General features: G+C 72.5%; 22 protein-coding genes, 7 tRNA genes and 1 pseudogene. 10 read left to right on the plus strand and 20 right to left on the minus strand.

Annotated elements, in window-relative coordinates; all coding sequences use genetic code 11:
* Positions 1–364: 364 nt before the first annotated feature.
* The 4 genes from AB0L59_RS24330 to AB0L59_RS24345 form a co-directional block, all read right to left on the minus strand.
* Positions 365–925 (minus strand): HIT domain-containing protein, encoded by a 561-nt coding sequence (locus AB0L59_RS24330; RefSeq protein WP_365587217.1) that lies wholly within the window; start codon positions 923–925, stop codon positions 365–367.
* A gap of 73 nt (positions 926–998) precedes the next feature.
* Positions 999–2,975, minus strand: a complete 1,977-nt coding sequence (gene thrS / locus AB0L59_RS24335; RefSeq protein WP_365587219.1) for a threonine--tRNA ligase — start codon at positions 2,973–2,975, stop codon at positions 999–1,001.
* Between the two features lie 120 nt (positions 2,976–3,095).
* Positions 3,096–4,328, minus strand: a complete 1,233-nt coding sequence (locus AB0L59_RS24340) for a hypothetical protein (protein WP_365587222.1) — start codon at positions 4,326–4,328, stop codon at positions 3,096–3,098.
* Entirely contained in the window at positions 4,325–4,891 is a 567-nt protein-coding gene (locus AB0L59_RS24345; RefSeq protein WP_360157368.1) for a DUF4365 domain-containing protein, read from the minus strand. The genes AB0L59_RS24340 and AB0L59_RS24345 overlap by 4 nt, the downstream gene beginning before the upstream one ends.
* 168 nt (positions 4,892–5,059) lie before the next feature.
* Here AB0L59_RS24345 and AB0L59_RS24350 point away from each other — a divergent pair, with 168 nt between their 5' ends.
* Positions 5,060–5,785, plus strand: a complete 726-nt coding sequence (locus AB0L59_RS24350; protein ID WP_365587224.1) for a 3'-5' exonuclease — start codon at positions 5,060–5,062, stop codon at positions 5,783–5,785.
* A 63-nt stretch (positions 5,786–5,848) separates the two neighbouring features.
* Here AB0L59_RS24350 and AB0L59_RS24355 read toward each other — a convergent pair.
* The 6 genes and pseudogenes from AB0L59_RS24355 to AB0L59_RS24380 all read right to left on the minus strand — a co-directional run bounded on the left by AB0L59_RS24355 (position 5,849) and on the right by AB0L59_RS24380 (position 9,369).
* A tRNA-Val gene (locus AB0L59_RS24355) sits at positions 5,849–5,920 on the minus strand.
* A 39-nt stretch (positions 5,921–5,959) separates the two neighbouring features.
* A complete protein-coding gene (locus AB0L59_RS24360) occupies positions 5,960–6,406 on the minus strand; it encodes an SRPBCC family protein (RefSeq protein WP_365587227.1) in 447 nt (148 codons plus the stop codon).
* Positions 6,407–6,785: 379 nt separating this feature from the next.
* Positions 6,786–7,149, minus strand: a pseudogene (locus AB0L59_RS24365) (extracellular solute-binding protein); the annotation flags it as partial.
* Positions 7,150–7,177: 28 nt separating this feature from the next.
* Entirely contained in the window at positions 7,178–8,167 is a 990-nt protein-coding gene (locus AB0L59_RS24370; protein WP_365587229.1) for an alpha/beta hydrolase, read from the minus strand.
* Positions 8,168–8,708: 541 nt separating this feature from the next.
* Positions 8,709–8,780: transfer RNA gene (locus AB0L59_RS24375), tRNA-Val, on the minus strand.
* Positions 8,781–8,868: 88 nt separating this feature from the next.
* Positions 8,869–9,369, minus strand: a complete 501-nt coding sequence (locus tag AB0L59_RS24380; RefSeq protein WP_365587422.1) for a TIGR02611 family protein — start codon at positions 9,367–9,369, stop codon at positions 8,869–8,871.
* A gap of 191 nt (positions 9,370–9,560) precedes the next feature.
* On the opposite strand from AB0L59_RS24380, the gene AB0L59_RS24385 reads away from it, so the two are divergent.
* Complete coding sequence (locus AB0L59_RS24385; protein WP_004002642.1) at positions 9,561–9,974, plus strand: SsgA family sporulation/cell division regulator; 414 nt, start codon at positions 9,561–9,563, stop codon at positions 9,972–9,974.
* 308 nt (positions 9,975–10,282) lie between these two features.
* Positions 10,283–10,843: a CGNR zinc finger domain-containing protein gene (locus AB0L59_RS24390; RefSeq protein ID WP_365587232.1), complete on the plus strand. Its 561-nt coding sequence runs from the start codon at positions 10,283–10,285 to the stop codon at positions 10,841–10,843.
* Positions 10,844–11,272: 429 nt separating this feature from the next.
* Here the strand turns inward: AB0L59_RS24390 and AB0L59_RS24395 are convergent, their stop codons facing one another.
* On the minus strand, positions 11,273–11,440 hold the full coding sequence (locus AB0L59_RS24395) for a hypothetical protein (RefSeq protein WP_365587434.1): 168 nt from the start codon (positions 11,438–11,440) through the stop codon (positions 11,273–11,275).
* 183 nt (positions 11,441–11,623) lie between these two features.
* Positions 11,624–12,067 carry a hypothetical protein gene (locus AB0L59_RS24400; protein WP_365587235.1) on the minus strand — a complete coding sequence of 148 codons (444 nt, stop codon included), beginning with the start codon at positions 12,065–12,067 and terminating at the stop codon, positions 11,624–11,626.
* Between the two features lie 280 nt (positions 12,068–12,347).
* Between AB0L59_RS24400 and AB0L59_RS24405 the strand changes: the two genes are divergently transcribed.
* Positions 12,348–12,872, plus strand: a complete 525-nt coding sequence (locus tag AB0L59_RS24405; RefSeq protein ID WP_365587238.1) for a DsbA family protein — start codon at positions 12,348–12,350, stop codon at positions 12,870–12,872.
* A gap of 14 nt (positions 12,873–12,886) precedes the next feature.
* Here AB0L59_RS24405 and AB0L59_RS24410 read toward each other — a convergent pair whose 3' ends face one another.
* The 3 genes from AB0L59_RS24410 to AB0L59_RS24420 form a co-directional block, all read right to left on the minus strand.
* On the minus strand, positions 12,887–13,711 hold the full coding sequence (locus AB0L59_RS24410; protein WP_365587241.1) for a GNAT family N-acetyltransferase: 825 nt from the start codon (positions 13,709–13,711) through the stop codon (positions 12,887–12,889).
* An 82-nt stretch (positions 13,712–13,793) separates the two neighbouring features.
* Entirely contained in the window at positions 13,794–14,615 is an 822-nt protein-coding gene (locus AB0L59_RS24415; RefSeq protein ID WP_365587244.1) for an aminodeoxychorismate lyase, read from the minus strand.
* The gene (locus AB0L59_RS24420) at positions 14,612–15,667 is read right to left on the minus strand and encodes a chorismate-binding protein (protein WP_365587247.1); all 1,056 of its coding nucleotides are present in this window, start codon (positions 15,665–15,667) and stop codon (positions 14,612–14,614) included. Before AB0L59_RS24420 ends, AB0L59_RS24415 begins: the two co-directional genes overlap by 4 nt.
* Before the next feature lie 178 nt (positions 15,668–15,845).
* Here AB0L59_RS24420 and AB0L59_RS24425 point away from each other — a divergent pair.
* The 5 genes from AB0L59_RS24425 (at position 15,846) to AB0L59_RS24445 (ending at position 16,322) form a co-directional block, all read left to right on the plus strand.
* A tRNA-Gly gene (locus AB0L59_RS24425) sits at positions 15,846–15,918 on the plus strand.
* A 38-nt stretch (positions 15,919–15,956) separates the two neighbouring features.
* Positions 15,957–16,030: transfer RNA gene (locus AB0L59_RS24430), tRNA-Cys, on the plus strand.
* Between the two features lies 1 nt (position 16,031).
* Positions 16,032–16,103, plus strand: a tRNA-Val gene (locus AB0L59_RS24435).
* Positions 16,104–16,149: 46 nt separating this feature from the next.
* A tRNA-Val gene (locus AB0L59_RS24440) sits at positions 16,150–16,221 on the plus strand.
* Between the two features lie 29 nt (positions 16,222–16,250).
* Positions 16,251–16,322, plus strand: a tRNA-Val gene (locus tag AB0L59_RS24445).
* Between the two features lie 47 nt (positions 16,323–16,369).
* On the opposite strand, the gene AB0L59_RS24450 is transcribed toward AB0L59_RS24445, so the two are convergent.
* The 3 genes from AB0L59_RS24450 to AB0L59_RS24460 all read right to left on the minus strand — a co-directional run bounded on the left by AB0L59_RS24450 (position 16,370) and on the right by AB0L59_RS24460 (position 18,106).
* A complete protein-coding gene (locus tag AB0L59_RS24450; RefSeq protein ID WP_365587250.1) occupies positions 16,370–16,660 on the minus strand; it encodes a zf-TFIIB domain-containing protein in 291 nt (96 codons plus the stop codon).
* 80 nt (positions 16,661–16,740) lie between these two features.
* Entirely contained in the window at positions 16,741–17,700 is a 960-nt protein-coding gene (locus tag AB0L59_RS24455; protein WP_365587253.1) for an aminoglycoside phosphotransferase family protein, read from the minus strand.
* Positions 17,701–17,929: 229 nt separating this feature from the next.
* Positions 17,930–18,106, minus strand: coding sequence for a hypothetical protein (locus AB0L59_RS24460; RefSeq protein WP_365587255.1), 177 nt, complete (start codon positions 18,104–18,106; stop codon positions 17,930–17,932).
* Between the two features lie 604 nt (positions 18,107–18,710).
* On the opposite strand from AB0L59_RS24460, the gene AB0L59_RS24465 reads away from it, so the two are divergent.
* Entirely contained in the window at positions 18,711–20,111 is a 1,401-nt protein-coding gene (locus AB0L59_RS24465; RefSeq protein WP_365587258.1) for a protein kinase, read from the plus strand.
* 24 nt (positions 20,112–20,135) lie between these two features.
* On the opposite strand, the gene AB0L59_RS24470 is transcribed toward AB0L59_RS24465, so the two are convergent.
* Together AB0L59_RS24470 and cobA are read right to left on the minus strand one after the other, a co-directional pair.
* Positions 20,136–20,954, minus strand: a complete 819-nt coding sequence (locus AB0L59_RS24470) for an RNA methyltransferase (RefSeq protein ID WP_365587260.1) — start codon at positions 20,952–20,954, stop codon at positions 20,136–20,138.
* Between the two features lie 89 nt (positions 20,955–21,043).
* A complete protein-coding gene (cobA, locus tag AB0L59_RS24475; protein ID WP_365587263.1) occupies positions 21,044–22,276 on the minus strand; it encodes a uroporphyrinogen-III C-methyltransferase in 1,233 nt (410 codons plus the stop codon).
* Between the last annotated feature and the right edge of the window lie 85 nt (positions 22,277–22,361).

Genomic DNA, 22,361 nt, shown 5'->3' on the forward strand with positions numbered 1-22,361 from the left:
ACGGAACGGGAGCCTGCGGCGACCCGGCCGGAACGGGAACCTGCGGCAACTCGGCCGGAACGGGAGCCTTGCGCAACTCGCACGGAACGTCGGCCTGCGGCGACCCCGCCGGAGGGTGGGCCTGCGGCGAATCGGTCGGAGCGGGAGCCCGCCGCGACCCGGCCGGAGGGTGGGCCCGCCGCGACTCGCACGGAGCGGGAGCCCGCCGCGACCCGGCCGGAGGGTGGGCCTGCGGCGAATCGGCCGGTGCGGGGGCGTGGTGGGGCGCGGTCGCTGGGGGCCGCCGTCCCGGCCCCGTTTCGGCCCTCCGGGCCTCGTCCTCAGGCGCCGGACCGGCTTGGTTTCGCTGGACGGCGCCGAGAGGTCAGACCGTCTGCCACGCCTCCGCCAGCATCTTCCTGGTGTCGGCCAGGAGCTGCGGCAGTACCTTCGTGTGGCCCACGACCGGCATGAAGTTCGTGTCGCCGCCCCAGCGCGGGACGATGTGCTGGTGCAGGTGGGCGGCGATGCCGGCGCCCGCGACCGTGCCCTGGTTCATGCCGATGTTGAAGCCGTGCGCACCGGACGCGGTGCGCAGGGCCGTCATCGCCTGCTTGGTCAGCTCGGCCAGCTCGGCGGTCTCCGGCCCGCTGAGCTCGGTGTAGTCGGCGACGTGCCGGTACGGCACGGTCATCAGATGGCCGCCGTTGTACGGGTAGAGGTTGAGCACCGCGTACACGTGCTCACCGCGCCGGACGATCAGGCCGTCCTCGTCGGACTTGGCCGGGATGGCGCAGAAGGGGCAGCCGTCGTCGGCCCCGGGACCGCTGGGCTTGCCCTCGCCCTGGATGTAGGCCATCCGGTGGGGCGTCCACAGGCGCTGGAACGCGTCCTGCGTCCCCACTCCGATCTGCTGCTCCGGCTCACTCGTCATGCCATGCAGCATATGGCGTCCAGGTGTGGGACAAGGCAGGGCCCCCGACGAGACCGAGTCACCGGGGGCCCTGCGGAACGCCTGCTCAGACCTGGGCCCGCTCCGCCACGACCTGCGCGATCTTCGCGATGGCCTCGTCGAACGGGATGCCGTTCTCCTGCGAGCCGTCGCGGTAGCGGAAGGAGACCGAGCCGTTGGACATGTCCTCGTCGCCCGCGATGACCATGAAGGGCACCTTCTGCTTCTGGGCGTTGCGGATCTTCTTCTGCATGCGGTCCGAGGAGGAGTCGACCTCGACGCGGAGCCCCTTCTTGCGGGCCACGGCCGCGAACTTCTCCAGGTACTCCACGTGCGCGTCGCCGATCGGGATGCCGAGCGCCTGGACCGGGGCCAGCCACGCCGGGAAGGCTCCCGCGTAGTGCTCCAGGAGGACGGCGAAGAACCGCTCGATGGAGCCGAACAGCGCGCGGTGGATCATGACCGGGCGCTGCTTGGAGCCGTCGGGGCCGGTGTACTCCAGGTTGAACCGCTCCGGCAGGTTGAAGTCGAGCTGGATGGTCGACATCTGCCAGGTCCGGCCGATCGCGTCCTTGGCCTGGACGGAGATCTTCGGGCCGTAGAAGGCGGCGCCGCCCGGGTCCGGGACCAGGGGCAGGCCCTGCTTCTCGGCGACCTGGCGCAGCGTCTCGGTCGCCTCCTCCCAGACCTCGTCGGAGCCGACGAACTTCTCCGGGTCCTTGGTGGACAGCTCCAGGTAGAAGTCGGTCAGGCCGTAGTCGCGCAGCAGGCCGAGGACGAAGGTGAGCGTCTTGTCCAGTTCCTCGGACATCTGCTCACGGGTGCAGTAGATGTGCGCGTCGTCCTGCGTGAAGCCGCGGGCGCGGGTCAGGCCGTGCACGACGCCCGACTTCTCGTACCGGTACACGGTCCCGAACTCGAAGAGGCGCAGCGGCAGTTCACGGTAGGACCGGCCGCGCGCATCGAAGATCAGGTTGTGCATCGGGCAGTTCATGGGCTTGAGGTAGTAGTCCACGCCCTCGTCGAGCTGCATGGGCGGGTACATGCCCTCGGCGTACCAGTCCAGGTGCCCGGACGTCTCGAAGAGCTTCCCCTTCGTCGCGTGCGGGGTGTAGACGAACTCGTAGCCCTCTTCCTCGTGGCGGCGGCGCGAGTAGTCCTCCATCACCCGGCGGACGATGCCGCCCTTGGGGTGGAAGACGGCGAGGCCGGAGCCGATCTGCTCCGGGATGGAGAAGAGGTCCAGCTCGTTGCCGAGCTTGCGGTGGTCGCGCTTCTCGGCCTCGGCGAGGAAGTCGAGGTACGCCTTCAGCTCGTCCTTGGACGGCCAGGCGGTGCCGTAGATGCGCTGGAGCATCGGGTTCTTCTCGCTGCCGCGCCAGTAGGCGGCCGCGTTGCGCATCAGCTTGAACGCCGGGATGAGGCGGGTCGAGGGCAGGTGCGGACCGCGGCAGAGGTCCTTCCAGCACAGCTCGCCGGTCTTCGCGTCCAGGTTGTCGTAGATCGTCAGCTCGCCGGCGCCGACCTCGACGTCCGCGCCGTCGTCGTGCGAGGCCGAGCCCTTGAGACCGATCAGCTCCAGCTTGTACGGCTCGGAGGCCAGCTCCTCACGGGCGGCCTCGTCGGTGACCACACGGCGGGAGAAGCGCTGCCCGCGCTTCTGGATCTCCTGCATCTTCTTCTCGATGGCCTTGAGATCCTCGGGCGTGAACGGCTTCTCAACGTCGAAGTCGTAGTAGAAGCCGTCCTTGACGGGCGGGCCGATGCCCAGCTTGGCCTCGGGGAACAACTCCTGCACGGCCTGCGCCATGACGTGCGCGGTGGAGTGGCGCAGGATGTTCAGGCCGTCCTCGGACGAGATCTCGACGCCCTCGACCTCGTCACCGTCGGCCGGCTCGTACGCCAGGTCCTTCAGCTCGCCGCCCACACGCGCGGCGATGATCGAGCGCTCGCCCGCGAAGAGGTCGGCGGCCGTAGTGCCCGTCGTCACCACGCGTTCTTCCCGCTCGGAATCGCGTTGGATGATCACACGGACGTCTGACACCGGTCTCTCCTGACTGAAGTGGGGTGCGGCGCCATACCAGGAGCGCGCGCACAGGCGATCGTACCGACCCGACCGCGCCGACCGCTAAACGGTCACCCACAGTCCCCGTCCCCCTACACCTCAGTCCTCGTCTCCATACGCCTCCCCGCACGCCTCCTCGAAGAAGTCCAGGTTCTCCTGCAGGGCCTTCATCAGCCGGTCCCGTTCGCCTTCGTCCACCTGTACGGGCACGACCCCGGAGGCGCCGGTGAGCCGGCGGAAACCGCCCCGGCGCTCGAGCCGGCCGTGCACGCGCACCGGGAGTCCGACGAGGTGGGCATGGCCGGCGATGCGGTAGTCCTCCTCGTCCAGGGTGACGCGGACGTGCGGGACGTCGGCGCCGGCGAGGACGCGGAGGCGTACCGTGCCCTCGCCGCCGGGCCCGGAGCGGCGCATGCGGATGACGGCGCCGGTGATCCGGACCGGCACGGACGGTTCCTCGCGCAGATAGCGGGCGGCGGCCTCGCGCAGGACGGGCAGGTCGCCGGGTGAGAACTCGACGGGTTCGGCGGAGGGGGCGCAGCCCTCGGGGACGCCGGCGCCGGGTGCCCAGGCGACGGCGATCCGGGCGCCCTCGGTGCCCCGGACCAGCGCGGCCAGCGCCTCGGTCAGTTCACGGCTGACGCCGGCCTCGACCGCGCCGTCGAAGGCGTCCATGCCGCCGGTGGCCCGCTGGTAGTCGACGGCCTCGCGGGCGGCGCACAGGGCCTGGTGGAGGCGGACGGCGAGGGGGCGGCCGGTGGGCACGGACACGAAGGCGGTGAGGTGGCGGCCCTCGGCGGCGGGGCCGACGAGGACGTCCTCCAGCAGAGCGGTGGCGGCGCGGCGGTGGCGGGCGCCGTAGTAGCCGGCACGCGCGCGTGTGGCGAGCGCGGCGGCGAGCAGCATCTGCCGGGCGGCGCCGCGCAGTTGCTCGTCGGCCGTCCAGGGCGCGGCGCCGACGGGTCCGCTCGGGGTGTCCCGCCACCAGCGGATCTCGTCGCTTGGCACGGCGAGGGAGATGAGCACCTCGCGGGCGGCGGGCGCCCCGCTGCGGGCGAGGGCGTCGAGGGCCTCGCCGAGCAGGTCGTCGCTGTCCGGGAAGGCCCGGCTCTCCGGCACCAGCAGGCTGGTCCCACCGCCGCCGGGCCCCGGCGGGGTCCAGCGGCCGTAGCGTCCCGGGGCACCGCCGCGCCGCTGCCAGCCGTGCCGGTGCAGCAGGGCACCGAGCACGGCGGGGTCGACCTGGGCGGGGTCGGGCGGCCGGTTCCAGGCGAGGTCGTCCGGATGCGGCCGGACCTGGCGCGGCAGCTCCTCGTACGGACGGCTTCTCATGGCCTGCCTCCCGTCCCGACGCGCGTCATGATCTCGCAGAGCGCCCGGTCGTCGAAGATGCGCGAGGTCGGGATCCGCACGGTGGTCCGGTGCCGGCCGGTGATGGGGTGGCCGGCCAGGTTGACCCAGTAGCAGCAGTGCCTGAGGTCGAGCCGGTCGTGGCTGGCGCGCAGCCAGTCGTCCTGCGAGCGCGGGACGAGCATCACGACCAGGATCTTGTGCACCGAGACGGGTGTGCGGGCGAGCTTGCGCAGATGGTCGTTGTCGAGGGTGAACGAGAAGGAACGCCCCGGAGGGTTCGGCGCGACCTGGTACGTGGCCTTCAGCTGCACCTTGATGGTGACCTCGTCGTCCACGGTGTGTCCGGGCGCGCTGTGGCTGACGTGCCAGTCGATGCCGTTGTCCGGGAAGGGCTGGGACAGCGAGCAGCCGGCCGCGGCGGCGACCGCGTGCAGATAGCCGACCTGCAGTGTCTCCATGCAGGCGGTGGTGGCGAGCGTGCCGCGAAGGGGGCCCGTGCGATCGGGCAGCAGCCCGCCCCGCTCGGGCTGCGCTATGGCCATGACCAACAGCCTTCCAAGCCAAGAGTTTCCCCGCTGTGGGCCGCTGAACTGCAAAGACCCGTACTCCTGTTGTGTCCTCCCGGCGTACGCCGCAAACGGCCCGGGTATCACCAAACGGGCAGAAGACGGAACGTCACCTGCCCTGGGTGAACGAGGAGTTGGCTTGGGATGACGTACTGGTACGAGGGGCCGCTGGCCGCCTTCGACACGGAGACGACGGGCGTGGACGTCGAGACCGACCGGATCGTGTCGGCCGCCGTCGTCGTCCAGGACGCGCCGGGGACCCGGCCCAGGATCGTCCGGTGGCTGGTGAACCCGGGGGTGCCGGTGCCCGAGGCGGCGACCGCGGTGCACGGGCTGACGGACGAGCACCTGCAGCACAACGGCCGCTGGCCGGCGCCGGTGATGTACGAGATAGCGGAGCAGCTGGCGGAGCACGCGGCGATGGGCCGGCCGCTGGTGGTGATGAACGCGCCCTTCGATCTCACCTTGCTGGACCGGGAGTTGCGCCGGCACCGCGCGTCCTCGCTGGACCGCTGGTTCGAGGCGGTGCCGCTCAGGGTGCTGGATCCGCGGGTGCTCGACAAGCATCTCGACCGCTACCGCAAGGGCCGTCGCACGCTGACCGACCTGTGCGAGCACTACGGCGTGACGCTGCAGGGCGCGCACGACGCGGGTGCGGACGCGCTGGCCGCCCTGGAGGTGGTACGGGCCCTGGGCCGCCGCTTCGCCACCCGTCTCGAGCGCCTCTCCCCCGCCGAGCTGCACACGCTCCAGGCCAACTGGCACGCGGCGCAGGCCCGTGGGCTGCAGGCGTGGTTCGCGCGCAGCGGCTCGGACGAGATCGTCAGCACGGACTGGCCGCTCAGGCCGGAGCTGCCGGCGGCGGCATAGGCCCCGGGCCCGGCAGGGGCAGCAGAAAAGCCGGTCCGCTGCTGCGGACCGGCTCCTTCCCGGTGGGCGATACTGGGTTCGAACCAGTGACCTCTTCGGTGTGAACGAAGCGCTCTCCCACTGAGCTAATCGCCCGGGAACGCACTGAACAATACAGGTCCCGGCGCCGATCCTTCAAACCGCTCGCAGCACGCGCAGCAGTCCGCGCCGTCCGGACCACATCATCAGGCGGTGATTGGCGCGGAAGACCGGGCGGCCGGGTACGGCGAGCCGCCGCAGCAGCGGCTTGCGCACGTCCACCTCCTGGTCGTAGCGGGCCAGGGTCCCGGAACCCCCGGCGGAGACCGTCCAGCGCGCCCAGCCCTCGATATCACCGGACAGCGTGACCTCCAGCACACCGCCGCCGGGGTCGTGGCGGGTCCGACGTGCGGTGAAGGTCATGTCGTACGGCAGGACCGAGCGGATGGTGAGGATGCCGGTGGAGTCGTCCAGCCGGGTCACCGACCGCACCTGCGGCCACCAGCTCGGATAGTCCTCGGGCCGCGCCAGGACCGCGTACACGGCGGCGGGCGGCGCGGGCAGGGACCACAGGCTCAGGAAGCGGTAGTGGGTCCAGTCCATGGGCAGAGTCTGCCCGCCGCGGGGGCGGGGCTCTGAGTACGCGTACTCATGCGCCGCGCCGTGCGCCGGGGCAGACTCGGGGAGCGAGCGCCGCCGCCCGTGCGACGGCGCTCCCCCGGCACGGCTGGGGCACCCTGTCGCCGAGCAACGCCGGGTTCCCGATGGCCGGGAGGCCGCAGAGCGCGGAGTCGTTGCCGGACACCCAGCTCGCCTCGCTGCCCGCGACCAGGGCGGCGGGGCCGGCCGGCCTCTCGGCTTCCACGACGCTGAAGGAGCGGCAGTTCCCGCTCGGTCAGCCAGGCACAGACCAGGCCGCTCCAGTCCGTACCGACGCCGACGGACAGGGCGTGCCCCGCGATACCGCCGGAGGCAGCGGCCGCACAGGGAGCGCCATGGCGTTGGGCCCGACGGGAATTCCGGGCTGCTTTCCGTCGGCCTCGCCGACCTTCGCGCCCCCCGAAAGTGATTCAGCGTCAGATTGTCAGCCCGCACCCTCGACTTGAGGTCGAGGATAATTCCTCGCTTGTCGTACTTCCGGAGAAAGCTGACGGCATTTTGGAAAACGTTCCGGGGGATTTCCGCCCGCGGCCTGGGTCCGGAACTTCTCCGAGGAGGATCGGCACGCCTGGAAGTCGGTCTCGACCTTGATCTTCGGGTACTTCTTCTCGAAGAGCGGGATGGTCTGGTCGATCTTCCCGGCCCGCTCCTCGGCACCGCCTTGAGTAACGGATCGTCACCGTGCCACCCCGGAAACCGTGGGCGGACGGAACTTCAGTCGGGCAGGGCAGCGAGCCAGTCGACGAGGATCCGGTTCGTCTCCTCCGGGCGCTCCTGCTGCACGAAGTGGCCGCACCCGTCGAGGATGTGCGAGCCGAGCAGACCGGGCAGGGTCCGGGGGTACGCCTCCACCGCATCGGCCAGCCAGGCGAGCGAGGCGTCCAGGGCGCCGCCGATGAACAGCGAGGGCTGCCTGATCGGGGCACCCTCGTGACCGGCCAGGTCCGCCCAGTCCCGGTCCATGTTCCGGTAACGGTTCAGCGCTCCCGTCATTCCGGTCCGCTCGAACTCCCCGGCCAGGAAGTCGAGGTCACCCTCGTCCAGCCAGGCCGGAAGCGGGCCGGCGGGGAAGCGCTCTCGCAGCGTGCCGCCGCGCCCGACGAAGTGCGGATCGGGGGCGCCCGGCGCGGACTTCGGGTCCGCCGAGAGGGCGGCGTAGAAGCCCGCGAGCCAGCCGCGCACATCGGGCTCGATCTCCGCCTCGGCCCGGCCCGGCCGCTGGAAGTACGACACGTAGAACTCCTCGTCCCCGCCCATCCGCGCGAAGACCTCGCTGGGCCGCCCACCACCGGGCGGGCTGTACGGCACGGACAACAGGCCCACGGCCCGGAACACATCGGGCCTGGTCAGAGCGGATGTCGCGGCGATCGTGGCGCCCCAGTCGTGCCCGACGACCACCGCGGAGTCCTCCCCCAGGGCCTCCACCACCGCCACGTTGTCCGCGACCAGGTCGAGCATCCGGTACGCGTCCACGGCCGTCGGCCTGGACGAACGGCCATAGCCCCGGACGTCTACGGCCACCGCGCGGTAACCGGCGGCGGCCAGGGCCGGCAACTGGTGCCGCCAGCAGTACCAGGACTCCGGGAACCCGTGCACGAGCAGCACCAGGGGGCCGCGGCCCTGCTCCACGAGGTGCGTACGGCCGGCAGGGGACGGCACCAGGCGGTGGGCCGGGGCGGGGGCGGGGGCGGGCGTCTCGGGCATGAGGTCTCCTGGGGCGCGTGCGGGGCGGAGTTCGGGCCGCTGGGCGGCGCTGGTGAGGGCGGGAGGTGCTCGCCGGTGTGGGGTGGCGGTGGTGCCGCCGGGAGCGCGGGCGCGGAGTGCCCCTGCGGACCGGGTACCGGCCGTCGGCCATCGGCTGACGGTCCGGAAGTGCTCGGATGGGGGGCTCCGGGGTGCTCCGCTGGGCAGGGTGTTTCGGTTGTCCGGGAGGTCGGTGGTCTCGTCGTGTCGGCTCGGCGGTTTGCCGATGCGTCCCGGACCGTCGGCTTTCCGATGAGGCGGCTGCGCCGTGGCCGCCGTTCGGCCACAACCGGGCCGGGCACCGGCCCGTCCGGTCGCACCCGCTGTCGACGATGGTGCGGTGAGGGCCACGGTCGGCACGAGGAATGTTGCCGGTCCGGCAAAAGGCGGGGGCCCGACCGGCGCACCCGCCCGGGACGGCTCAGCGGGGCTCCCGGCACGGCGCGTACGCACAGACGCCGACGGCCCACCTGCTGTTTCGCAGGTGGGCCGTCGGTCCGGGTGGGCGATACTGGGTTCGAACCAGTGACCTCTTCGGTGTGAACGAAGCGCTCTCCCACTGAGCTAATCGCCCGGGCGCAGGAAGAACATTACCCCATGTCAGGGGATGCCTCCGACCACGGGCCGGGCGGCGCGACGGCCGGCCGGGTGGGTGCGCCGGATCACTGATCCCTGATCTTCCACGGCATGACGAGGCCGAATTCCCACACGTAGATCCCGACCAGCACGGCCACGATGACCAGCCCGATCACGGTCAGTGCGATGTTGCGGCGGCGCACCTCGGGGTCGAGCGCCCGCTGAGCGGCCTCGGTGATCTTGCGCTTGGTCCAGCGGAGGACGATCTGGGCCCAGACGAACTCGGTCGCCCAGACCGCCATGCCGCCGAAGATCACCACCCAGCCGGGTCCGGGCAACGGCAGCATGATGATGCCGGCGATCACGACCGCGAGGCCGGCCACGAAGACGCCGACCTGCCAGCTCAGATGCAGCAGCCGACGGGCCTTGACGAATTCCGGCGCGCGCGAGCCGAGGCCGTCACGGGTGTCAGCCCCGGTCCCGCGCCCGGTCTCGTGCCCCGTGTCCTGTGCGGCCTCCTGCCGATCCGCCCTCGCCTTGTCCGATGCCACGGCTACCTCGCCCGGCTCGTCACTCCCCGTATTCATACAGACAAACCCTACCGGAGTGAATCCAGTCACCGGAATGGTCGTAGATCTCGTACGAGTTCTCGGCCGGAAGAGTTACGTAAAGCCACGCAAAACCCTCAGAGGGGTTTACAACGGCACCGTAGGTGGCATGTCGATTTCGCCGACGTGCGAATCCCCGAGCGCACACTGAGCGAAAGGCCCTGGCGCTTATGAACACCACGGTCAGCTGCGAGCTGCACCTGCGCCTCGTTGTGTCGAGCGAGTCCTCCCTGCCTGTCCCCGCAGGCCTGCGGTACGACACGGCCGACCCCTACGCCGTGCACGCCACCTTCCACACCGGAGCCGAGGAGACCGTCGAGTGGGTGTTCGCCCGCGACCTCCTCGCCGAGGGGCTCCACCGGCCCACCGGCACCGGCGACGTCCGTGTCTGGCCGTCGCGCAGCCATGGTCAGGGCGTCGTCTGCATCGCCCTCAGCTCCCCGGAGGGGGAGGCCCTGCTCGAGGCCCCTGCGCGGGCCCTGGAGTCCTTCCTGAAGCGAACCGACGCCGCCGTGCCGCCCGGCACGGAACACCGGCACTTCGACCTGGATCAGGAGCTCTCGCACATCTTGGCGGAGAGCTAGGTCGCGGCCTCCGAAAGCAGCCCGGCGCCGTCCACTCGGGGAGACGGCTCGGGCCAAGACAGCCGCATGCGGCACAGCCCGGCGCCGTCACCGTGACCTTTTCACGGAGCGGCGCCGGTCTGTGGGTGCACGGATCCCGTCGCAGGCAGGGGGCCTGACCGCTGCCGCGGTACGGGAACCCCTTCGGCCGCGGCGGCGTTCTTCCGGCAGTCGAGGTCGGGCAGAGGACGGTACGGCGGGCAGGGTTGTCGCTACCATCGGCCAGCATCGGCGGGCGTCCGCCCGACCCTCAGGCCAGGGAGCGAAACGTGCTGATCACCCACGACACCCGGTGCGCGCTCGACACCGTGGTGGATCTGGTGAACACCGCGCCGGAGGACGGCGGGGCGCCCGACGGACTGCCCGATGTGCCGGCCCTCGCTGATTTCGTGCGAAACCACAAAATGAGCGATGTCGGCGTGCTGTCGGAGTTCGACCTGTCCGCGGTGCGCAGAGTGCGGGGGCGCTTCGCGGCGGTCTTCGCCGCCCCGGACGCCCGTTCCGCGGCGGGGCTGATCAACGAGCTGGTCGCCGCCGCGGGCACCACCCCGCGCCTGACGGACCACGACGGCTACGACTGGCATGTGCACTACTTCGCTCCCGGCGCCTCCGTGGCCGACCATCTCGCCGCCGACTGCGGGATGGCGCTCGCCTTCTTCGTGGTGGCCGGGGAGCAGGAGCGGTTGCGGCGCTGCGAGGCACCGGACTGTCGGCGCGCCTTCGTCGACCTCTCCCGCAACCGCTCCCGCCGCTACTGCGACAGCCGCACCTGCGGAAACCGCCTCCACGTGGCCGCCTACCGGGCCCGCCGCAAGGAGGCGACGGGCTGACCGCGCGGAGGGCGGACTGCTCGGCCGGGTGAGGCTGTCCGGGGCCGATCCAGGGCAGGCTCGGGGGCGACAGGTCCAGCAGCCGCCAGTTCGGCCCGGCGGCCCGTCCGCAGGCGGGTCCAGCGGCAACGGGCCGGTCGCGACAGGCCCCGACCAGGCACCGATCGCAGAACCGGCCGACCGGCAGCAGACTCGCCACGCAGCGGGCTCGCCGGCCGGCGGGCCGGGCGGCAACGGCCGGTCGTGCGGCAGACACATCTGCGCTCGTCGCGCGGTGGGCACACCGTCGGGCAGGTCGGGCGGGCCCGGCCATCGGCAACGGCTCGGCGCGTGGTGTTGTCGTCAGGAGAGGGCGGATCTCCATGGCTGCCCCACGGACTCGATGCGACGTCGGCCCCGGCGGGTGGCGCCGGGACGGACGTGTACGGCTCACAGCAACAGCAGGTCGTGCAGCGCAGCCATGAGGAGCAGAGACCCGATCACCGCAAGGAAGATCATCAGCGGTGGCTGGGATAGGGCGAAGAGGCACCCGCGCGGCTCGTCCTTCGGCGGCGCGGCCTCGCTCTGTCTCGTGTCCAGCATCTCGCGGCTGATCATGGCGTAGCAGAGGCCCCCTGCGCGATCACACACCCGCAGTAGGCGGGAGTTGCCGCATATCGCACCGTCTCGTCCGACTTGCTTCGCCTCGTGAACGGTTCCGGACGCCTGCGCGACGCTCTGTGTCGTTTCAGTCCGAGAGGGCCTGCGAGCTGGTCACATCACTGCGGTGACCTGCGGCTGTCATATGCCGTGCTTCTTGAGGATGGCCTCGATGTCGCTGAAGTCGTCCGCCGAGCCGGTGCTGCGCGGCGCGGTGCCGGATCCGGTCGCGGGGCGGGTGGCCGGGCCCAGGGAGGGAGCGGAGGCCCCCGGGGCCACGGCCCCGGTCCGGTCGCCCCCGGCCGCCGCGCGCTCGGCGGGGGCGCCACCGCGTCGGCGCCCTACCGCCCGGGTGCCCGCGAACAGGGCCCAGGCCGCACCCAGCACCCCGAAGCCCGCCCAGGCGGTGGGACTGAAGGCCGTGCCGGCGAGCCAGCCGACGACCCCGGTCATCACCAGGCCGATCGGCACCAGCGAGTAGGCCGCGATGCGGGCCGCCGCGAGGAAACGCCTGCGGTAGGCCGTGACCACCGCGATACCCAGGCCTGCCGCGGACACGGCGGAGCAGACGGTCTCGGCAATCATCCGGTCCTCCTGGCGGGCTCGGTCGGGTGGAAGGCGGAACTCGGCGGACACGGCACACCGGCAGGGCGCACCGCCTCCGTCCCCCTCCATCCTGCACCGCCGCGTCCTCGCGATGCCATGCTCCGGCGGGACATCAGGGACATCTCCGGGTCGTCTCCTACTGGAGTGCCGGCGCGGGAGTGCCGGCGCGGTGCCGTACCCCTGAACGACGTCCGGCCGGGGCACGGCCGCCGCATCGCCCGATTGGGTCGCCCGCGTCCGGCCTGGAAGACTGATCGGCATGAGCGACTCCTCCCCCGCACGCACCGACGCCCTCGTTCTCGACGTCTGGTGCGAACTGCAGTGCCCCGACTGCCGCACCGCCCTGGACGACGTCCGCGCCCTGCGCGCCCGCTACGGCGACCGGCTGGAGCTGCGGCTGCGGCACTTCCCGCTGGAGAAGCACCAGCACGCCTTCGCCGCCGCGCAGGCCGCCGAGGAGGCGCTCGAGCAGGGCAAGGGCTGGCCGTACGTGGAGGCCGTGCTGGAGCGGGTCGAGGAGCTGGACCGCGAGGGCGAACCCTTCCTGGTCGCGACGGCCCGTGAACTCGGCCTGGACGCCGAGGAGTTCGACACCGCGCTGATCGACGGCCGGCACATCCTGATCGTCGACGCCGACCAGGCCGAGGGCAAGGCGATCGGCGTGAGCGGCACCCCGACCTACGTCATCGGCGGCGAGCGCCTCGACGGCGGCAAGAGCCAGGAAGGGCTGCGCGAGCGCATCGAGGAGATCGCCGACCGGCTGCTGGGCGAGCGGGGAGCCTGACCCGTCGGGGACGCCTACAGCAGGGGCTTGGACAGGGAGCGGAGCGTGGTCTCGTAGCCGAGCGACTCGTACAGTCGCTCGGCCGGGGCGTTGCCCGCGTGCACGTTGAGGCCCAGGAGCGGCCGGCCGGCCTCGATCGCCTGGCGCTCCGCGAGCAGCATGAGCGTACGGCCGTGTCCCCGGCCGCGGTGGGCCGCTTCGGTCTTGACGTCGAAGACGTACGCCCTGCCGTCCTGCAGGGCGACCCAGAGCGTGCCCACCCGGGTTCCCTCGTGCTCCAGGACGCTGAAGAGCATGCCGTCGGTCGCGAGGCCGTGCGGCAGCAGCCTCTCGTGATCGCTGCGTGCCTTGGCGCGGGCCGTGACCTCGGGAACTCCACGCTCGATCCACAGGCGGGAGTACTCCTCGCTCTCGTACGCGTGCCACGCGTCGAATTCGGCTTCGGTCATCCGCCGGGCGCTGCTGCCCGGCGGCAACTCGGGTGGGGTGGTGCCGAGGCGCTTCTGCATCCCGCGGTTGCGCAGGGTGTATCCGAGGGCGCCGAACAGGCGCAGGGCGATGTCCGCCGAGGCGGGGACGACGGTCTCGATCTGCGTGCAGCCCCAGCCGCGCGCCACCTCCTCGGCGGCGAGTGCGGCGACCGTGCCCCGGCCGCGCCGCCGGTCGGGCTCGTCGATCCGCAGGTCGATCACGCGTGCCACCGAGTCACCGAAGGACGGCGAGGTGCCGAGGTGGATCTCGCCGACGGGACGGCTGTTCACGCACACCTGATAGCGCCGGGAACGGGTGCCGTCGGAGTTCTGCCGGAGCGGCTCGAGCGGCCGCAGGGTCGTGGTCATCACTGGTGTTCTACCCGCGGCCGACCGCCGGGTCAGCCCGATTTCCCGGTACCGCGGCCGCCGTCCGGCCGCGTGTCCCCGATCAGGGGTCCAGGTCCTGCCCGGACCGCTCGTCCCAGATCCGCATCGCCTTGGCGGTGACCGGTCCCACAGTGCCGGACAGCTCGCGGTCGTCGACCCGGTGCACGGCCTGGACGTCCCGCAGGGTCGAGGTGAGGAAGACCTCGTCGGCCCGCTCCAGGACGTCCAGCGGCAGGTCGGTCTCCTTGGCGCCCGTCCACTCGACGGTGAGCGCGCGGGTGATGCCGGGCAGGCAGCCGGAGGAGACCGGCGGGGTGTGGATCTCACCGTCCAGGACGACGAAGACGTTCGAGCCGGTGCCCTCGCAGAGGTGTCCGACGGTGTTGCCGAACAGCGCCTCCGAGGCGCCGCGTTCATGGGCGCGGGCGAGGGCGACGACGTTCTCGGCGTACGAGGTGGTCTTCAGGCCGGTGAGGGCGCCGCGTTCGTTGCGCGTCCACGGGACGGTGATCACGGCGGTCGTGTCCGGGCGGCGGGTGGTCTCGCCGAGGGCCACCACGAGGGTCGGGCCGTGCTCGCCGCGGTCGGAGCCGAGCGGGCCGTGTCCCCCGGTGTAGGTGATCCGCAGCCGGCCGAGCGGCATCGGGTTCGCCGCCAGGACCGCCGCGCAGGCCTCGCGGACCTCGTCGTGATCGGGGTCGGGCAGGCCGAGACCGCGGGCGGAGCGGGTCAGCCGGTCCAGGTGCCGGGTGAGCGCGAACACCCTTCCCTCGACCGCCTTCACCGTCTCGAAGACACCGTCGCCGACGGTCAGCCCGTGGTCGAAGACGGAGACACGGGCGGACTCCAGGTCCCGCAGCCCGCCGTCCAGCCAGATCCTCATGCGAACACCCCTCCGCTTGCCTCGTACACCCCCGACGCTACCGCGAGCAGCCGGGAGGCCTTCAGCTCGGTCTCCCGCCACTCCCCCTCGGGGTCCGACCCCCAGGTGATGCCGGCGCCGGAGCCGAAGCGCAGGGCGCCCTCGGCGCGGTCGATCCAGAAGGTGCGGATGCCGACGGCGAGCTCACCCACGCCCCGGTCGGCGTCCACCCAGCCGATTCCGCCGCAGTACGGTCCGCGTGGAGCGGTCTCCAGGGCCTCGATGATCCGCAGGGCGCTCGACTTCGGCGCGCCGGTCACCGAACCCGGCGGGAAGGCGGCGGCGAGGAGGTCCGGCCATCCGGCCCCGTCGCACAGCTCGCCGCGGACCGTGGAGACCAGATGGACCAGGCCGGGATGCTTCTCCACGGCGCACAGGTCCGGGACGGTCACGCTGCCGGTCGTGCAGACACGCCCGAGGTCGTTGCGGACCAGGTCCACGATCATCACGTTCTCGGCGTAGTCCTTCTCCAGGAGGTCCGCCTCCGTGCGCCCGGTGCCCTTGATGGGTCCCGACTCCACGACACGCCCGTCCCGGCGCAGGAACAGCTCGGGCGAGGCGGTGGCGATCTCCACGCCGTGCTCCGGCAACCGGATCGTTCCGGCGTACGGCGCCGGGTTGCCGCGGGCCAGCAGGGCGGTCAGGGCGTCCACGTCGGCGTCGGGGGCGGCCGGCGCGCTGAGGACCCGGCAGAGGTTGGCCTGGTAGACCTCGCCGGCCGCTATGTGCGCGCGGATCCGGCGGACGCCCGCCATGTACGCGGCCCGGTCCAGGGAGGAGGTCCACTCCCCCACCGCCGGGCCCCGCCAGCCGCCCGGCGCCGGGGCGGGCACGGGCTCGGACCGTACGTCCGCGAAGCGTGCGCAGGTCAGGCGGCCCTCGAAGTCCCCGCAGACGGCCCAGAAGCCCGTGGAGTCCAGGGCGGCGGGGTCGCTGGTGACGTCGAGGAGGCCGGTGGCGACGCGGTCGCCGAAGCGGGCCAGAGGGGGGAGGCCGGATGGGTGGTGAAGCACGTGGTCGAGTCTAGGTCGGGTGTCCGAGGGGTGGCCCCGGGATGTCGTGGAGGCGGCTGCGGCCGCGGGGGCCGCCGGGGTCAGCGCAGCACGCTGCGCAAACGCGTTTTTGTACTGGCCGGGGAATCCGCTAGAGTTCAACACGTCGCCGGGACGCGGAAGCGGACCGAAACGACAGGCGGACGTAGCTCAGTTGGTAGAGCGCAACCTTGCCAAGGTTGAGGTCGCGAGTTCGAGCCTCGTCGTCCGCTCGAAGGAAGAAGGGGTCGTCCCGATCCCCTACACTCCTGGTGGAGTGGCCGAGAGGCGAGGCAACGGCCTGCAAAGCCGTCTACACGGGTTCAAATCCCGTCTCCACCTCCAAGGACGATTAGCTCAGCGGGAGAGCGCTTCCCTGACACGGAAGAGGTCACTGGTTCAATCCCAGTATCGTCCACTGGATCTTTCGCAAGATCCACGGGTCTTCTCGAAGATCCCCACCCGCGCGATTAGCTCAGCGGGAGAGCGCTTCCCTGACACGGAAGAGGTCACTGGTTCAATCCCAGTATCGCGCACCGACTGTGATCCTCGGGTCACGGCCTGCGGACGATTAGCTCAGCGGGAGAGCGCTTCCCTGACACGGAAGAGGTCACTGGTTCAATCCCAGTATCGTCCACGCACCAGGAAGCCCCCGGTCTCGCGACCGGGGGCTTCTTCGTGCGCTCAGCTGGAGAAGAGCATGTGGGCCCAGCTCTTGTGGTGGCCGTGATGCCCATGGGGCCCGTGGTGACCGCCGTGCGGGGCGCCCCAGGCGGGCGCGTGCGGGGCCGGGTAGCCCTGGGGGGCGGCGGGCGGGGCCGGCGGGACGGGCTTGGACCACTGGGCCTCCAGCTGGGTCAGCGCCTCCAGCTCGCCGTAGTCGAGGAAGATGCCGCGGCAGCCGCTGCACTGCTCGATCTGGACGCCGCTGCGGTTGTAGGTGTGCATCGGCGCATGGCACTTCGGACAATGCATCGTCGGCTCAACTCCTCGCCGGTCGGTACTGCTTCGTGTTTCCCCAGGACAGACTCCGTCCAGCCCCGGCCGGTTGCAGCCTAGTCCGTGGCTCCGGGAGCCAACTGATGCGGAATCGGGGCCATTCGGGCACAGGCGTCGACGACGGCCTGTTCGACCCCGTCCAGCGGGCGGCCGGCCGTGACCGCCTTGGCGAGGGCGAGAGCGGCCGTCTGCACGGTCAGCGCGCGGGCCGGGACGTCCAGGGCGGGCCAGGGGTCGCCGGCGGCGGGGACGGCCGAGCCGCCGGCCCGCCGGTACGCGCCGAGGAAGCGAGCCCACTCCTCGGGCGGCAGGAGTCCGCAGGCGAACCAGGCGGCGGGGCGGGCGAGGTCCCAGGCCGCGACGCCGGTACCGAGGTCGTCGACGTCGATCAGCCGCCACGGGCCGTCCGGGGCGGGGTGGCGGACGAGCTGACCCAGGTGCAGGTCACCGTGGCAGAGAACGGGCGGGCCGGGCATGGGGGCCTCGGCGCGGGCCCAGGCGGGGAGGGCGGCCCAGGCCCGGCGGACGGGCCGGGCCGCGGGATGGGGCTCGTCCCGCAGGGCCGCCCGGAGCCGGGCCAGGGCACGGGCGGCCTTGGCGGGGCCGCGCATCCGGGGCAGACCGTCGGGCGGGACCGTGCGGTGCAGGCGGGCGAGGAGGACGGCGCTCGCCTCCCAGGGAGCCGTCTCGGGGTCGTCGGGGTCCACGGGGGCGCCGTACGGCCAGAAGGTCACCAGGCGGTCCCGCAGGGAGGTGGGCGCCGGGGTGAGCGGGGGCAGGAGGACGTCCGGGAGGCGGGCGGCCGCGGTCAGGCGGAGGGTCAGCTCGTCGGGGTCGGTACCGGGGGCGTGGGCCTTCGCGACGGTGCCTGCGTGCCGTACCACGGTGGCGTCGGGGCGGTCGGCGAGGGAGGTGCTGCCGCAGGCGCAGGTGTCGTCGCCGGGGTGGTCCGGGTGGGCGGCGGCTCTGGCCTTCGCGGCGAGCGCGGGCAGGAGGGCGGGGCTGTCTGCGGTCAACGGTGCCTCGGGAAGGTGGGCTGCGCGTCCGAGCGTACTGGCGTGTGACCGGGAGCTGGTCGCCGGCCGGGCCCACGGCGGGGGTGCCTCCAGCGCCCCGAAACGGCGCATGCCGGCGCAGCTCCCCAGCTGCGCCGGCATTTGTGCCGTCCGCCGCACCCCCGTCCCCACGGGGTTTCCTGGATGGATGTCCCCGCCCGGACCGCTCTTCCGGGCCTGGGGTCGCCGCTCAGCGCCCCAGCATCGCACCCACGGACGACGCCTGTGTGGCCACCGTCTCCCAGCCGTCGAAGACGAGCAGGAGCAGGGCCGCCAGGGGAAGGGCCATGAGCGTCGCCACCAGGGGGTGGCGGCGACCCGTCCGGCGGGTTGCGAACGCCGGGCGTCGCGATGCCGTGTGGGCCATGGTCCCTCTCCTGACCGTTTCGGTTGTCGTCGGCAGCGGCGGGTGTCTGACCTCGGGGGACGAGTGCTGCACCCGCCGCTTGACCCCAAATCTAGGCGTGGGGCGGATGTCGGGGCGTCATGCCCTCGTACCGATTGGCGGGCCTCCCCGAGGATGAGCCACGACGGGGGACGTACTCCCCTGGGTGGAGACGTCCGTCCGCGTCTCGGGGTCTTCCCCGAGGGGGTGCCCGCTGTGTCCGGTCATTTCCGAAGCGTCCGTCAGCCGGAAGGAGTGACTTCGATCACTTCGGGTGGGGATGGGGCGGTCTCCGCTTCCGGTACGGAGTCCGTCCCCCGACCGCGCCGGCGGCTGGTCCACGGCGGGTGCCGGGCGGGCGCGCGAACGTGCGCCACCTGCCGTCTCACGACCCCAATGCCCTTGCCCGCACCTGCGGTTGGGGGGTCGTGGTGGCTCAATGGCCCGGAAGCCGCCGACCTCCTGACCGTGTTTCACCTCGTCATGGCGGCCCGAACAATCCGTCCGGCCCCGAGGGCGCGGCCTCTGCGCGCAGCGGGCCGTGGAAACGTAAGCTGTGCCACGTCACAGGGACCGGGCAGCGGGGATGAACATGGCGATGATGCGCCTGAGGCGCGAGGACCCGCGCGTCGTCGGCTCGTTCAGGCTTCACCGACGGCTCGGCGCGGGCGGTATGGGCGTGGTCTACCTCGGCTCCGACAAGAAGGGGCAGCGGGTCGCGCTCAAGGTGATCCGGCCCGACCTGGCTGAGGACCAGGAGTTCAGGTCGCGGTTCGCCCGCGAGGTCTCGGCGGCCCGGCGGATCAGGGGCGGCTGCACCGCCCGGCTCGTCGCCGCCGACCTGGAGGCGGAGCGGCCCTGGTTCGCCACGCAGTACGTGCCCGGGCCGTCCCTGCACGACAAGGTCGCCGACGAGGGCCCGCTGAGCGCGGCCGACACCGCGGCGGTCGGCGCGGCGCTGTCCGAGGGCCTGGTGGCCGTGCACGAGGCCGGTGTCGTCCACCGGGACCTCAAGCCCTCCAACATCCTGCTGTCCCCGAAGGGGCCACGGATCATCGACTTCGGCATCGCCTGGGCCACCGGTGCCTCCACGCTCACCCACGTCGGCACGGCGGTCGGTTCCCCCGGCTTCCTCGCGCCCGAGCAGGTGCGCGGCGCGGCCGTCACCCCCGCCACGGACGTGTTCTCCCTGGGCGCGACCCTCGCCTACGCCTCCACCGGGGACTCGCCCTTCGGGCACGGAAGTTCCGAGGTGATGCTGTACCGGGTGGTGCACGAGGAGGCGCAGCTGCACGGCGTTCCGGACGCGCTCGCCCCGCTGGTGAGGGCCTGTCTGGCGAAGGATCCCGAGGAACGGCCCAGCACGCTGCAGCTGTCGCTGCGGCTCAAGGAGATCGCCGCGCGTGAGGCACAGGGCCTGGCCGAGGTACGGCCGCCCTCGCCGCGCGCCGCGGAGGCGGACCGGCCCACCGGGCGGCTCGTCGACACCTACCCCGAGCAGCAGCGCACCCAGCGCCGCACCGCCCCCGGCACCCCGGTGCCGCGCGGCACAGCACCCTCGCGGGGCGGTGCGCCGGCGCGCGGCGGCGCGGTCCCGCGGGGCGGCAACGGCACGGGTGCCCCCGCACGGCCGGGCCCGGCGCGCCCGACCCCGGCGCCACGCGGCGCCGGCTCGCGCTCGGGCGGCGGAAACCGTCCCCCCGCGCGTGGCGGTTCCGGGCGGCCGGGGCCGCGTACGACCGGCAGCGGGCGGCGGCCCGCCAATCCCCGGCTGCTGCGCCAGCGGCTGTTCGTGTTCGTCGTGGTCACGCTGCTCGTGGCGCTCGGCATCGCGGTGGCCCAGGGCTGCCAGGGCCCGGCGCGCGGGCTCGGCGACGACGGGGGCCGCGGCAGGCAGCAGACCCAGGAGAGCTACCGGCCGTCGGACGCCGACCGGCCGGCGCCCGACGGGTACGCCTCGGCGCCGAGCCGGGACTTCGGAAGGTAGCGGGCGCTCCGGCAGGACGGGCGGTCAGGACTCCGGGCAGCCGGTGGCGACCGCGTAGAAGGCGACCGCCGCGGCCGCGCCCACGTTGAGCGAGTCGACGCCGTGGGACATCGGGATGCGCACCCATTCGTCGGCGGCGACCAGCGCCTGGGTGGACAGTCCGTCGCCCTCGGCGCCGAGCATCAGGGCCACCCGGTCCATCCGGTGCGGGGCGGCCTCGTCGAGGGAGCGGGCCTTGTCGTCCGGGGTGAGGGCGAGCAGCGTGAAGCCGGCCTCGCGGACCGACTCCAGGCCCTTCGGCCAGGTCTCCAGCCGGGCGTACGGCACCGAGAACACCGCGCCCATGGAGACCTTGACGCTACGGCGGTACAGCGGGTCGGCACAGTCGGGCGAGAGCAGGACGGCGTCCATACCGAGGGCGGCCGCCGAGCGGAAGATCGCGCCGATGTTGGTGTGGTCGTTGACCGACTCCATGACCACGACCCGGCGGGCCGAGCGCAGGAGTTCGCCGGCCGTCGGCAGCGGCTTGCGCTGCATGGAGGCGAGCGCGCCGCGGTGCACGTGGTAGCCGGTGACCTGCTCGGCGAGTTCGGGGCTCACGGCGTACACCGGGGCGGGCAGTTCGTCGATGACGTCGCGCATGACGTCGATCCACTTGGCCGAGAGCAGCATGGAGCGCATCTCGTAGCCCGCTTCCTTGGCCCTGCGGATGACCTTCTCGCCCTCGGCGATGAACAGGCCCTCGGCGGGCTCGCGCTTGCGGCGCAGCTCGACGTCGGTCAGGCCCGTGTAGTCGGAGAGGCGGGGGTCGTCGGGGTCCTCGACGGTGATGAGATCGGCCACAGGGTGATACTGCCTTGTCCTGGGTGCGCTGCCAACGGCTGGGAACGGGTACGTTACCCGGGGTTACACATGATCAAGGGGGTGGGTGGTCACCCGGCGGACCCCGGCCCGACCGTGACGACCTCCCCGACGACGATGACCGCCGGGGGCTTCACTTCCTCGGCCCGTACGGTCTCGGCGACCGTGGCGAGGGTGGCGTCGACGCGGCGCTGCGCGGCCGTCGTGCCTTCCTGCACCAGGGCGACCGGGGTCTGCGGGGACCTGCCGTGGGCGACGAGCGTCTCGGCGATCTTCCCGATCTTGTCGACGCCCATCAGGATCACGAGGGTTCCGGTGAGCCTGGCCAGCGACGGCCAGTCGACCAGCGAACGCTCGTCGTCCGGGGCCACGTGCCCGCTGACGACCGTGAACTCGTGGGCGACGCCCCGGTGGGTGACCGGGATGCCGGCCGCGCCCGGCACCGAGATCGAACTGGAGATGCCCGGGACGACCGTGCAGGGGATGCCGGCCTCGGCGAGCGCCTGGACCTCCTCCATGCCCCGGCCGAAGACGAAGGGGTCGCCGCCCTTGAGCCGGACGACCGACTTGCCCTGCTTGGCGTGCTCGACGAGGGCGTTGTTGATGGCCTCCTGGGCCATGTAGCGGCCGTACGGGATCTTCGCCGCGTCGATCACCTCGACGTGCGGCGGAAGTTCAGCGAGCAGATCGCGCGGGCCGAGCCGGTCGGCGATGACGACGTCCGCCTCGGCGAGCAGCCGACGGCCGCGGACCGTGATCAGGTCGGGGTCGCCGGGGCCGCCGCCGACCAGGGCGACGCCGGGGGTGCGCGTGCGGTGGTGGGGGGCCACCAGGGTGCCGTCACGCAGGCCCTCGACCACCGCGTCCCGGATGGCGGCGGTGTGGCGGGGGTCGCGGCCGCGCGCGTCCGTGGTGAGGACGGCCACGGTGACGCCCTCGCTGTGGCCGGTGGCCGGGGTCCAGGCGGTGGCCTGGTCGGCGTCGTCGGCGCGGACGCACCAGACGCGGTGGCGCTCGGCTTCGGCGGAGGCGGCGGTGTTGGCCTCGGGGTCGCTGGTGGCGATGAGGGCGTACCAGGCCTCGGCGAGGTCGCCGTCCCGGTACGGGCGCCTGGCCCAGCCGATCTCGCCCGCGTCCGCCATGGCCTCCACCGAGGCGGTGGCTTCGGGGGACACGAGAACGATGTCCGCGCCCGCCGCGATCAGCGCCGGGAGGCGGCGCTGGGCCACCTGTCCGCCGCCGAGGACGACCACGCGACGGCCGGAGAGGCGGAGGCCTACGGGGTAGGCGGGGTGTTCGGCCATGAGGGGCGGCTCCTCGTGCAGCTGTGCGGTGGGGGCGCGCTGTACCTTCGGAGCGGCCCTGACGTGCGATTTTAGCTGTGCGCGG

Origin of the sequence: Streptomyces sp. NPDC052109 (assembly GCF_040680195.1) — a bacterium.
Classification (GTDB): Bacteria; Actinomycetota; Actinomycetes; order Streptomycetales; family Streptomycetaceae; genus Streptomyces.